General features: G+C 54.6%; 8 protein-coding genes and 1 pseudogene. All 9 read right to left on the bottom strand.

The window, feature by feature from the left end:
* Window positions 1–115: 115 nt before the first annotated feature.
* Window positions 116–4339 (bottom strand): DNA-directed RNA polymerase subunit beta', encoded by a 4224-nt coding sequence (rpoC, locus tag ACSBQV_RS23715; protein WP_033644357.1) that lies wholly within the window; start codon window positions 4337–4339, stop codon window positions 116–118.
* A 118-nt stretch (window positions 4340–4457) separates the two neighbouring features.
* On the bottom strand, window positions 4458–8486 hold the full coding sequence (gene rpoB / locus ACSBQV_RS23710) for a DNA-directed RNA polymerase subunit beta (RefSeq protein WP_047024913.1): 4029 nt from the start codon (window positions 8484–8486) through the stop codon (window positions 4458–4460).
* 332 nt (window positions 8487–8818) lie between these two features.
* Window positions 8819–9184 carry a 50S ribosomal protein L7/L12 gene (rplL, locus tag ACSBQV_RS23705; protein ID WP_004929903.1) on the bottom strand — a complete coding sequence of 122 codons (366 nt, stop codon included), beginning with the start codon at window positions 9182–9184 and terminating at the stop codon, window positions 8819–8821.
* 63 nt (window positions 9185–9247) lie between these two features.
* On the bottom strand, window positions 9248–9745 hold the full coding sequence (rplJ, locus tag ACSBQV_RS23700) for a 50S ribosomal protein L10 (protein ID WP_004929905.1): 498 nt from the start codon (window positions 9743–9745) through the stop codon (window positions 9248–9250).
* A gap of 338 nt (window positions 9746–10083) precedes the next feature.
* Window positions 10084–10788, bottom strand: coding sequence for a 50S ribosomal protein L1 (gene rplA / locus ACSBQV_RS23695; protein ID WP_004929908.1), 705 nt, complete (start codon window positions 10786–10788; stop codon window positions 10084–10086).
* 3 nt (window positions 10789–10791) lie between these two features.
* The gene (gene rplK, locus ACSBQV_RS23690) at window positions 10792–11220 is read right to left on the bottom strand and encodes a 50S ribosomal protein L11 (protein WP_015376316.1); all 429 of its coding nucleotides are present in this window, start codon (window positions 11218–11220) and stop codon (window positions 10792–10794) included.
* A gap of 165 nt (window positions 11221–11385) precedes the next feature.
* Window positions 11386–11931 (bottom strand): transcription termination/antitermination protein NusG, encoded by a 546-nt coding sequence (gene nusG / locus ACSBQV_RS23685; protein ID WP_004929914.1) that lies wholly within the window; start codon window positions 11929–11931, stop codon window positions 11386–11388.
* A 1-nt stretch (window position 11932) separates the two neighbouring features.
* Entirely contained in the window at window positions 11933–12316 is a 384-nt protein-coding gene (gene secE, locus ACSBQV_RS23680; RefSeq protein WP_004929916.1) for a preprotein translocase subunit SecE, read from the bottom strand.
* A 259-nt stretch (window positions 12317–12575) separates the two neighbouring features.
* Window positions 12576–12698, bottom strand: a pseudogene (tuf, locus tag ACSBQV_RS23675) (elongation factor Tu); the annotation flags it as partial.

Raw genomic sequence — 12698 nt, 5'->3', positions numbered from 1 at the left:
AACCATAGTAGCAAAGTTTGTCATAACCCGGCGCGAGGCGAAAAAAAACCGCCCCCGAGGGAGCGGTTTATCTGGCGATGGGCCCGGCGTAGCGGGCCCGCGGCGCGGATGACGATTACTCGTCGTCGCTGCCGCCCAGACCTGCGTTGAGCAGTTCGGCCAGGTTCGCGGTCGCTTCTTCCGCGCTGACTTGCGGAACAACCGGCGCTTCGCCCTGAGCACGACGACGCATGCGATCCTGATGATAAGCGTAACCGGTACCGGCTGGGATCAGACGGCCCACGATGACGTTCTCTTTCAGGCCACGCAGTTCGTCGCGCTTGCCGGCTACGGCAGCTTCGGTCAGAACGCGCGTCGTTTCCTGGAACGATGCGGCGGAGATGAAGGACTCGGTCGCCAAGGAAGCCTTGGTGATACCCAGCAGATCGCGCGAGAAGGTTGCCGGGATCTTACCTTCAGCTTCCAGCTGACGGTTGGCAATCTTGACGCGAGACACTTCAGCCTGCTCGCCTTCCAGGAACTCGGAGCCACCAGCGCTAACGATAGTGCCTTTACGCAGCATCTGACGAACGATAACTTCAATGTGCTTATCGTTAATCTTAACGCCTTGCAGACGGTAAACTTCCTGCACTTCGTTGGTGATGTAGCGGGTAACCGCATGCACACCACGCAGACGCAGAATGTCGTGCGGAGACTCTGGGCCGTCGGAGACGACGTCGCCACGTTCCACCACTTCGCCTTCGAACACGTTGAGCTGACGCCATTTCGGAATCATCTCTTCGTAAGCGTCGCTGCCGTCCAGCGGAGAGATCACCAGGCGACGTTTGCCTTTGGTCTCTTTACCGAACGAGATAATCCCGCTGATTTCAGCCAGGATTGCCGGCTCTTTCGGACGACGCGCTTCGAACAGGTCGGCAACGCGCGGCAGACCACCGGTAATATCCTTGGTACCGCCGGATTCCTGAGGAATACGCGCCAGGGTATCACCCGCACCGATCTGAATGCCGTCTTCCAACTGAACGATCGCTTTGCCCGGCAGGAAGTATTGAGCAGGCATATCAGTACCTGGGATCAATACGTCTTCGCCCTTAGCGTCAACGATTTTCAGTGCCGGACGCAGGTCTTTACCGCTACCGGTACGCTCTGCGCTGTCCAGAACAACCAGAGAAGACAAACCGGTCAGTTCGTCGGTCTGACGAGTAATCGTCTGGCCGTCGACCATGTCGGCGAAGCGAATGAAGCCGCTGACTTCACTGATGACCGGCATGGTATGCGGATCCCAGTTAGCAACGGTTTCGCCGCCGTTAACTTCTTCACCGTCGCCTTTGCCCATCACGGCGCCGTAAGGCACCTTATAGCTTTCTTTGGTACGGCCGAATTCGTCGATCAGTTTCAGTTCGGTGTTACGCGAGGTGATCACCAGCTTGCCTGCGGCGTTCATAACGAACTTCGCGTTGCTCAGCTTGATGCTCCCCTTGTTTTTCACCTGAATGCTGGATTCAGCAGCCGCACGAGATGCCGCACCACCGATGTGGAACGTACGCATCGTCAGCTGTGTACCCGGCTCACCGATGGACTGTGCCGCGATAACGCCGATGGCTTCACCTTTGTTGATGATGTGGCCACGTGCCAGGTCGCGACCGTAGCAGTTTGCACACACACCAAAGTCGGTTTCACAGCTCACCACGGAACGGACTTTGACGCTGTCGACAGAATTCTCTTCCAACAGGTCACACGCCTTCTCGTTCAGCAGGGTGTTGCGTGGCACCAGAATGTCCGCCGTACCCGGCTTGAGGACGTCTTCTGCCGTCACACGGCCCAGAACGCGTTCACGCAGCGGCTCTTTCACGTCGCCACCTTCGATAACCGGAGTCATCAGGATGCCGTCGTGGGTGCCACAGTCGTCTTCGGTCACAACCAGATCCTGCGCCACGTCAACCAGACGACGGGTCAGATAACCGGAGTTCGCGGTTTTCAGTGCGGTATCCGCCAGACCTTTACGAGCACCGTGGGTGGAGATGAAGTACTGGAGTACGTTCAGACCTTCACGGAAGTTCGCGGTGATTGGCGTTTCGATGATGGAGCCGTCCGGCTTCGCCATCAGGCCACGCATACCGGCCAGCTGACGAATCTGAGCGGCGGAACCACGCGCACCGGAGTCGGCCATCATAAAGATGCTGTTGAAGGAAACTTGCTGTTCCACTTCGCCGTCACGGTTAACCACGTCTTCTACCGACAGGTTTTCCATCATCGCTTTCGCAACGCGTTCGTTCGCTGCAGCCCAGATATCGATCACTTTGTTGTAGCGTTCGCCGGCGGTAACCAGACCAGACTGGAACTGCTCCTGGATCTCGGCAACTTCGGTTTCCGCTTCTTCGATGATCTCCGCTTTCTTGGCCGGGATAACCATGTCGTCGATACCTACGGAAGCGCCTGAACGGGCTGCGTAAGCAAAACCGGTGTACATGATCTGGTCAGCAAAGATAACGGTCGGCTTCAGGCCCAGGATGCGGTAACAGGTGTTCAGCATCTTGGAGATCGCTTTCTTGCCCAAAGGCTGGTTAACGATCGCGTACGGCAGACCTTTCGGTACGATCATCCACAGGATGGCGCGGCCGATGGTGGTGTCGATGATGCTGGTCTGAGAGGTCCACTCGCCTTCGGCGTTCTTGACGTCTTCGGTGATACGCACTTTAACGCGCGCATGCAGCGACGCCAGGCCGGCGCGGTAAACACGCTCAGCTTCTTTGGAACCGTTCAGCACCATGCCTTCGCCTTTGGCGTTAACACAGTCGCGGGTCATGTAGTACAGACCCAGTACAACGTCCTGAGAAGGAACGATGATTGGCTCGCCGTTCGCTGGGGACAGGATGTTGTTGGTGGACATCATCAGCGCACGCGCTTCCAGCTGGGCTTCCAGCGTCAGCGGTACGTGAACGGCCATCTGGTCACCATCGAAGTCGGCGTTATATGCCGCACAAACCAGCGGGTGCAGCTGGATCGCTTTACCTTCGATCAGAACCGGTTCAAACGCCTGGATACCCAAACGGTGCAGGGTTGGTGCACGGTTCAGCAGTACCGGGTGTTCGCGAATCACTTCGTCCAGGATATCCCAAACGACGGCTTCTTCACGCTCAACCATTTTCTTGGCGGCTTTGATGGTGGTGGCCAGGCCACGCAGCTCCAATTTGCCGTAGATGAACGGTTTGAACAGCTCCAACGCCATCTTCTTAGGCAGACCGCACTGATGCAGACGCAGGTATGGACCTACGGTGATAACGGAACGGCCTGAGTAGTCAACGCGTTTACCGAGCAGGTTCTGACGGAAACGACCCTGCTTACCTTTGATCATGTCGGCCAAAGATTTCAGAGGGCGTTTGTTGGAACCGGTGATCGCACGACCGCGACGACCGTTATCCAGCAGGGCGTCTACCGCTTCTTGCAGCATACGCTTTTCGTTGCGCACGATGATGTCCGGCGCAGCCAGATCCAGCAGGCGTTTCAGACGGTTGTTACGGTTGATCACGCGGCGATACAGATCGTTCAGATCCGACGTCGCGAAACGACCGCCATCCAGCGGAACCAGCGGGCGCAGATCCGGCGGCAGTACCGGCAGCACGGTCAGGATCATCCACTCCGGCTTGTTACCGGACTGTACGAACGCTTCCAGCAGCTTGATACGCTTAGTCAGCTTCTTGCGCTTGGTTTCGGAGTTGGTTTCGTTCAGCTCTTCACGCAGCTGCTCGCACTCGGCTTCCAGATCCATGTTTTTCAACAGGGCCTGAATGGCTTCCGCACCCATCTTGGCGTCGAATTCGTCACCGAACTCTTCCAGCGCGTCCAGATACTGCTCTTCGGTCAGGATCTGACGACGCTCGAGGTTGGTCATACCGCCTTCGACCACCACATAGGATTCGAAGTACAGTACGCGTTCGATGTCACGCAGCGGCATATCCAGCAGCAAACCGATGCGGGATGGCAGCGATTTCAGGAACCAGATGTGCGCAGTCGGGGAAGCCAGCTCGATGTGGCCCATGCGCTCACGACGCACTTTGGTCTGGGTCACTTCAACGCCGCACTTCTCACAGATCACGCCGCGGTGTTTCAAGCGCTTGTACTTACCGCACAGGCACTCGTAATCTTTTACCGGCCCGAAGATACGGGCGCAGAAAAGGCCGTCACGCTCTGGTTTGAACGTACGGTAGTTAATGGTTTCCGGCTTCTTAACTTCACCGAACGACCACGAACGGATCATGTCTGGCGAGGCCAGAGCAATCTTGATCGCATCAAACTCTTCGGTCTTAGTTTGCGCTTTCAGAAACTTCAATAAGTCTTTCACGGATTGGCTCCTGTCGGAGTTAAACCTGTTGGGCACCCACAACCGCAGTAGGTACCCGTGTGACCTGAACAACCACCCTCAGGCTCCCTTAGGCGGGGAGCCTGAGCCGGAATGACGATTACTCGTCTTCCAGTTCGATGTTGATGCCGAGCGAGCGGATTTCTTTCAACAGTACGTTGAAGGATTCCGGCATGCCTGGCTCCATCCGGTGATCGCCATCCACGATGTTTTTGTACATCTTGGTACGGCCGTTAACGTCATCCGACTTAACGGTGAGCATTTCCTGCAGGGTATAAGCCGCGCCGTATGCTTCCAGTGCCCACACTTCCATCTCACCGAAGCGTTGACCACCGAACTGCGCTTTACCACCCAGAGGCTGCTGAGTAACCAAGCTGTAAGAACCGGTTGAACGGGCGTGCATTTTATCGTCAACCAAGTGGTTCAGTTTCAGCATGTACATATAGCCGACAGTAACCTGGCGCTCGAATTGCTCACCGGTACGGCCATCGAACAGCGTGATCTGACCGGAGGTCGGGATACCGCCCATTTCCAGCAGCTTCTTGATTTCAGTCTCTTTCGCACCGTCAAACACCGGCGTTGCGATCGGCATACCTTTTTTCAGGTTCTCTGCCAGACGCAGCACTTCGTCGTCGCTGAAGGTGTTCAGGTCAACTTTCTGGCAAACGTCGTCGCCCAGATCGTAGGCCTTCTGGATGAACTCACGCAGCTTGGCCACTTCCTGCTGCTGCTTCAGCATCTGGTTGATCTTCTCACCGATGCCTTTCGCAGCCATACCCAGGTGGGTTTCCAGAATCTGACCGATGTTCATACGTGATGGTACGCCCAGCGGGTTCAGTACGATGTCTACCGGCGTGCCGTTTTCATCGTAAGGCATATCTTCGATCGGGTTGATCTTGGAGATAACACCCTTGTTACCGTGGCGGCCCGCCATCTTGTCACCCGGTTGGATCTGACGTTTAACGGCCAGATAAACCTTGACGATTTTCAGTACGCCCGGCGCCAGATCGTCGCCCTGAGTGATCTTACGACGCTTGGCTTCCAGCTTCTTCTCGAAGTCGGATTTCAGTTCGTCGTACTGCTCAGCCAGCTGCTCCAGCTGGTTTTGCTTCTCTTCGTCGGTCAGGCCCAGCTCCAGCCAGCGATCGCGCGGCAGCTTGCTCAGCTTGTCGGCTTCGATGCCACCGGCAACCAGTACCGCGTGGATACGCGCAAACAGGCCGGCTTCCAGGATCTGCAGTTCTTCAGTCAGGTCTTTCTTCGCCTGCTTCAGCTGCATCTCTTCGATTTCCAACGCGCGCTTGTCTTTTTCCACGCCATCGCGGGTGAAGACCTGCACGTCGATAACCGTACCGGAAACGCCGTTCGGCACACGCAGAGAAGAGTCTTTAACGTCAGACGCTTTCTCACCGAAGATCGCACGCAGCAGTTTCTCTTCCGGCGTCAGCTGGGTTTCACCTTTAGGCGTTACCTTACCGACCAGGATGTCGCCGCCGGTCACTTCAGCACCGATATACACGATACCGGACTCATCCAGCTTGGAGAGCGCCGCTTCACCCACGTTAGGGATGTCGGCGGTGATCTCTTCAGGCCCCAGCTTGGTGTCGCGAGACACGCACGCCAGTTCCTGGATGTGGATGGTGGTGAAGCGATCTTCCTGCACCACGCGCTCGGAGACCAAGATGGAGTCTTCGAAGTTGTAGCCGTTCCAAGGCATGAACGCTACGCGCATGTTCTGGCCCAGCGCCAGTTCGCCCAGGTCTGTCGATGGGCCATCCGCCAGCACGTCGCCGCGCTCGATTGGCTCACCCAGATTCACACACGGCATCTGGTTGATGCAGGTGTTCTGGTTAGAACGGGTGTACTTGGTCAGGTTGTAAATATCGATACCTGCTTCGCCCGGGTACATCTCGTCTTCGTTAACTTTGATAACGATACGGGAAGCATCCACGTACTGGATCACACCGCCGCGTTTGGCAACGGCGGTTACGCCGGAGTCAACCGCTACAGCGCGTTCCATACCGGTACCGACCAGCGGCTTGTCAGCGCGCAGGGTTGGTACGGCCTGACGTTGCATGTTCGCACCCATCAATGCACGGTTGGCGTCATCGTGTTCCAGGAATGGAATCAGTGAAGCACCAACGGAAACGACCTGTTGGGTGGATACGTCCATGTAGTCAACCTGGTCGCGGCTGAACAGGCTTGATTCGCCTTTGCTGCGGCAGGTGACCAGGTCTTCTACGAAGCGGCCTTCGTCATCCAGGTTGGAGTTCGCCTGGGCGATAACGAAGTTGCCTTCTTCAATAGCAGACAGGTAGTTGATTTCATCGGTCACCACGCCGTCACGCACGCGGCGGTACGGGGTTTCCAGGAAGCCATACTCGTTAGTCTGTGCGTACACGGACAGGGAGTTGATCAGGCCGATGTTTGGACCTTCCGGCGTTTCGATTGGGCACACGCGACCGTAGTGGGTCGGGTGTACGTCTCGAACTTCAAAGCCGGCGCGCTCACGGGTCAGACCGCCCGGGCCCAGTGCGGAGATACGACGCTTGTGCGTGATCTCGGACAACGGGTTGTTCTGGTCCATGAACTGGGACAGCTGGCTGGAGCCGAAGAACTCTTTCACCGCCGCCGAAATCGGTTTGGCGTTGATCATGTCCTGAGGCATCAGGGTATCCAGATCGCCCAGAGACAGACGCTCTTTCACCGCACGCTCAACACGCACCAGACCTACGCGGAACTGGTTCTCGGCCATTTCGCCGACGGAGCGGATACGACGGTTGCCCAAGTGGTCGATATCGTCCACTTCGCCCTTGCCGTTACGGATATCGATGAGCTTCTTCATCACTTCGATGATGTCGTCTTTGCTCAGGATGCCCGAACCTTCGATCTCGTCGCGCAGCAGAGAACGGTTGAACTTCATACGGCCAACCGCGGACAGATCGTAGCGGTCTTCGGAGAAGAACAGGTTCTCGAACAGGCTTTCGGCAGCTTCGCGCGTTGGCGGCTCACCAGGGCGCATCATGCGGTAGATTTCTACCAGCGAGCTCAGACGATCGTTGGTCGGATCGACACGCAGCGTTTCAGAGATGTACGCGCCGTGGTCCAGATCGTTGGTGAACAGCGTTTCGATGCGCTTGTGGCCGGACTGGCTCAGCTTGGCCAGCAGATCCAGCGACAGCTCCATGTTGGCTGCGCAGATCAGTTCGCCGGTATTGGTATCGATATAGTCTTTCGCGACCACTTTGCCCGCGATGTACTCTACCGGTACTTCAATGCTCTGAATGTCGTCTTTTTCCAGCTGACGGATATGACGAGCGGTGATGCGACGGCCTTTCTCTACGTAGATCTTGCCGTTGGCTTCGATATCGAACGAAGCGGTCTCACCACGCAGGCGCTCTGGCACCAGCTCCATCTGCAGCTTGTTGTCGCGGATTTCGAAGACGATCTTGTCAAAGAACAGGTCGAGGATCTGTTCAGTGGTGTAGTTCAGCGCGCGCAGAATGATGGTCGCAGGCAGTTTGCGGCGACGGTCAATACGCACGAACAGGTTGTCTTTCGGATCGAACTCGAAGTCCAACCATGAACCGCGGTAAGGGATGATGCGTGCGTTGTACAGCACTTTACCCGAGGAGTGGGTTTTACCCTTATCGCTGTCGAAGAATACGCCAGGACTACGGTGCAACTGAGATACGATAACCCTCTCAGTACCGTTGATCACAAAGGTGCCGTTTTCGGTCATGAGCGGAATTTCGCCCATGTAGACTTCTTGTTCCTTGATGTCTTTGACCGTACCTTCAGGCGCTTCGCGCTCATAGATAACCAGGCGCAGTTTTACGCGCAGCGGTGCAGAGAACGTCACACCACGGATCTGGCACTCTTTGACGTCGAAGACCGGCTCACCAAGACGGTAGCTAACGTATTGCAGCTCCGAATTGCCACTGTAGCTCTGGATAGGGAAAACAGAACGGAATGCGGCTTCAAGGCCGTACTGCCCTTCTGGATCTTGCTCGATAAACTTCTGGAACGAGTCAAGCTGGATAGAAAGGAGATATGGTATGTCCAGCACTTGTGGACGTTTACCAAAATCCTTACGAATACGTTTTTTCTCGGTATAGGAGTAAACCATAGGGTTCCTCAGCTCGCTGATCAGTGACCCAATCTGTCCGTCCGATTAGGGACAGTTCATGCAACACCGTTTTGTCGACCGGAAAGCGGGAACACTTTCCGCAATATCTCTTGCTATCACGCTTAAACCATTTCATCGCGCCTTCCCCCAGAACTCCTGGTAGTGCAAAGACCGCGGTATATTAAGTCGTCGATAGAAACAAACATTGGGAGGCGAAACCAGCAGCCAAACAGTGTGAAACGCTACTGGCGCCCTACAGCGCAAAAAGGCTGGTGACTAAAAAGTCACCAGCCATCAGCCTAAAAGACTAGGCTGCAACCGGAAGGGTTGGCTTATTTAACTTCAACTTCTGCGCCAGCTTCTTCCAGAGATTTTTTCAGAGCTTCTGCGTCATCTTTGCTCACGCCTTCTTTCAGAGCGGCTGGAGCAGATTCAACCAGGTCTTTAGCTTCTTTCAGACCCAGGCCGGTAGCGCCACGTACTGCTTTGATAACAGCAACTTTGTTAGCGCCTGCAGCTTTCAGGATAACGTCGAATTCAGTTTTCTCTTCAGCAGCTTCAGCTGGGCCAGCAGCTACAGCTACAGCAGCAGCAGCAGAAACGCCGAATTTTTCTTCCATAGCGGAAACCAGTTCAACAACGTCCATTACGGACATAGCGGCAACTGCTTCCAGGATTTGGTCTTTAGTGATAGACATAACAATTGTTCCTAAAATTCAGAAATAGTTTAAATACGTTAGCAAAGGCTAAGAAAGAGTGGCTTACGCCGCTTCTTTCTGATCGCGTACTGCAGCCAGAGTGCGAACCAGTTTGCCGGCAGCGGCTTCTTTCATGGTTGCCATCAGGCGTGCGATCGCTTCTTCGTAAGTTGGCAGCGTCGCCAGGCGGTCGATTTGCGCCGCTGGGATCAGCTCACCTTCAAAGGCCGCAGCTTTAACCTCGAATTTTGCATTCGCTTTCGCGAACTCTTTGAACAGACGAGCAGCAGCGCCCGGGTGTTCGTGAGAGAATGCAATCAAGGTTGGACCGACAAACGTGTCTTTCAGGCATTCGAATGGAGTGCCTTCAACTACGCGACGCATCAGGGTGTTGCGAACAACACGCATGTAAACGCCAGCTTCACGACCTGCTTTACGCAGTTCAGTCATTTTATCTACGGTAACGCCGCGGGAATCCGCAACAACCGCAGACAGCGCGCCTTTGGCTACTTCGCTGACTTCAGCAACAATCGCTTGTTTGTCTTGAAGATTTAATGCCATTAGCTTTTTGCTCCTGGATTAGCCGGGGAAAATCCCCCGGAACTCACTTCACTCGGCGCTTTGTAAAACGCCACGCCGAGCGGCTTAACACGGTGAGCAGAATCCAGCAAAGACATTCTTTTATAAAAAAGAAAAATTTTCTTAGGCTCTGTCACCGTCTACGCAGGAAGGATTAAGTATCTTGCGATACACCTGCGGTCTTGGACGGAGGCCTGGATAGGCCAGGCTCCAACCGAAAAATCTTTGTTTTGCCTACGGCATAGCCAATAGCAAAACCTTGGGGCATAAGATTCTAGACAAATCTCGGCCCCAAGTCAAAGCGATAATCGCAAGTGCGATTAGTTCGCTGCGGCAGACAGACCGCTTTGATCGATAGCAACGCCAGCACCCATGGTGGTGGAGAGGCTAACTTTCTTGATGTACATGCCTTTCGCCTGAGAAGGTTTTGCTTTTTTCAGCGCAACCAGCAGGGCTTCCAGGTTTTCTTTCAGTTTGTCTGCGTCGAAATCAACCTTACCGATAGTGGTATGGATGATGCCGTTTTTGTCGTTACGGTAGCGAACCTGACCTGCTTTAGCGTTTTTCACTGCTTCAGCAACGTTCGGAGTAACGGTACCCACTTTCGGGTTTGGCATCAGGCCGCGTGGACCCAGGATCTGGCCCAGTTGACCTACAACGCGCATTGCATCCGGGGAAGCAATAACAACGTCGAAGTTCATTTCGCCTTTCTTGATCTGCTCAGCCAGATCGTCCATACCTACCAGCTCTGCGCCGGCAGCTTTCGCTGCTTCAGCGTTAGCGCCTTGGGTAAATACGGCAACGCGAACGGAACGACCGGTGCCGTGTGGCAGAACGGTAGCGCCACGAACGTTTTGGTCAGATTTACGAGCGTCGATGCCGAGGTTAACGGCAACGTCAACGCTTTCTACGAATTTAGCGGTGGCCAGCTCTTTCAGCAGAGCAACAGCTTCAGTGATGTCATACTGTTTAGTAGCATCAACTTTGTCACGGATCACGCGCATGCGCTTGGTCAGCTTAGCCATCTCTTAATCCTCCACTACCAGGCCCATGGAACGAGCGGTACCTTCGATGGAGCGAGTCATCGCTTCAACGTCAGAACCAGTCATGTCCGCAGCTTTGGTTTCTGCGATTTCACGTACCTGAGCACGGGTCACTTTACCTACTTTGTCTTTGTTCGGCTTACCGGAACCAGACTTGATACCAGCCGCTTTTTTCAGCAGAACTGCTGCTGGCGGGGTTTTGGTAACGAAAGTGAAGGAGCGATCAGAATAAACGGTGATAACAACCGGAATCGGCAGACCTTTCTCAACGCTGTCAGTTTTAGCGTTGAATGCCTTACAGAATTCCATGATGTTAACGCCCTGCTGACCCAGAGCTGGACCCACTGGTGGGCTCGGGTTAGCCATACCAGCTGCAACTTGCAGCTTAACGTAGGCTTGTACTTTCTTAGCCATTTAAATTTCCTCGGTTTGGGTAGTATCGCCTCGTGAGAGGCTCCCCGTGTTTAACCTCGCCGGACAAACATCAGGCAAGGCATCTAAAAACAAAAGGCGCGAAATTGTAGTTCAATTTCGCGCCTTTGACAAGCGGCAACGGACCGCTTATTGCTGATTATTCGATCAACCTTTTTCAACCTGGCTGAAGTCCAGTTCCACCGGCGTTGCACGGCCGAAGATGGAAACGGAAACTTTCAGGCGGCTCTTCTCGTAATCGACTTCTTCGACCACGCCGTTGAAATCGGCAAACGGGCCGTCGTTGACGCGCACCAGCTCGCCCGGTTCGAACAGCGTTTTCGGACGCGGTTTGTCACCGACCTGCTGCAGGCGGTTCATGATCGCATCAACTTCTTTATCGCTGATCGGCGCAGGACGGTCAGACGTACCGCCGATGAACCCCATGACACGCGGTACGCTGCGCACCAGGTGCCAGCTGGCGTCATTCATCACCATCTGCACCAGCACGTAGCCAGGGAAGAATTTACGCTCGCTCTTGCGACGCTGGCCACCACGGATTTCAACCACTTCTTCCGTAGGCACCATCACTTCGCCGAACAGCTCTTCCATATCGTGCAGTTTGATGTGTTCACGCAGCGATTGCGCTACGCGACCTTCAAAACCGGAAAACGCCTGAACGACGTACCAACGTTTTTTTGGAGCTTCAGACATTTTAGAACCTCAGGCCAGTAATAAACGACACCAGACGGACCAGAATACCATCCAGCCCCCACAGAATCAGTGACATCACGGCGGTTACCGCGGCAACGATCAACGTGGTGTGTAGCGTTTCCTGACGAGTTGGCCAAATCACTTTACGTACTTCGGTACGCGCTTCGCGGGCAAACGCAACGGTAGCTTTGCCTTTGGTGGTCATCAGAGCCACTGCACCTGCAACGGCGATGATCAGCACAACTGCCAGCGCGCGCAATGGCAGGCTTAAATCACGGTAGTAATAGTTACCGACAATAGCCACAACCAACAGAACGGCGACGATCAGCCACTTTGCCGCTTCCAGGCCGCGTCCGCTCCCTTGAGCCTCGGTATTCGCACTCATAAACCAACCTGTCACAATGATGATTCAGAACAAACAACTTTGCCTCGCATTGCGAGGCAAACCAAACCGATCGGATACCGCACTAGCGATATCCCGGTGTTTTACGCCATGACGTATTCAGTCAATACGGTTTAAGAGCCCATCTCACCAATGATTATGACTGCAAAATCGCTGATGAGATAGGTTCTAGTTCACAGCGTAGAAAAAGGGCATCAAATGATGCCCTTTTACCGCGTGTCGCGTCAAACTTTATCAGCGATTAAGCGATAACTTTAGCAACAACACCAGCGCCTACAGTACGGCCGCCTTCACGGATTGCGAAACGCAGACCGTCGTCCATCGCGATTGGGTGAATCAGGGTTACAACCATGTTCACGTTGTC

The sequence above is a fragment of the Serratia sp. B501 genome (assembly GCF_051172315.1).
In the GTDB taxonomy this organism is placed as follows: domain Bacteria; phylum Pseudomonadota; class Gammaproteobacteria; order Enterobacterales; family Enterobacteriaceae; genus Serratia; species Serratia ureilytica.
This window is presented reverse-complemented; position numbering and strand designations above follow the sequence as displayed.

What these genes read in the sequence shown, in the direction of transcription:
- rplA (WP_004929908.1), bottom strand. Translation starts at nt 10,788, where the DNA reads ATGGCTAAGCTGACCAAGCGCATGCGCGTGATCCGTGACAAAGTTGAT.
- rplK (WP_015376316.1), bottom strand. Translation starts at nt 11,220, where the DNA reads ATGGCTAAGAAAGTACAAGCCTACGTTAAGCTGCAAGTTGCAGCTGGT.
- rplL (WP_004929903.1), bottom strand. Translation starts at nt 9,184, where the DNA reads ATGTCTATCACTAAAGACCAAATCCTGGAAGCAGTTGCCGCTATGTCC.
- rpoB (WP_047024913.1), bottom strand. Translation starts at nt 8,486, where the DNA reads ATGGTTTACTCCTATACCGAGAAAAAACGTATTCGTAAGGATTTTGGT.
- secE (WP_004929916.1), bottom strand. Translation starts at nt 12,316, where the DNA reads ATGAGTGCGAATACCGAGGCTCAAGGGAGCGGACGCGGCCTGGAAGCG.
- rplJ (WP_004929905.1), bottom strand. Translation starts at nt 9,745, where the DNA reads ATGGCATTAAATCTTCAAGACAAACAAGCGATTGTTGCTGAAGTCAGC.
- nusG (WP_004929914.1), bottom strand. Translation starts at nt 11,931, where the DNA reads ATGTCTGAAGCTCCAAAAAAACGTTGGTACGTCGTTCAGGCGTTTTCC.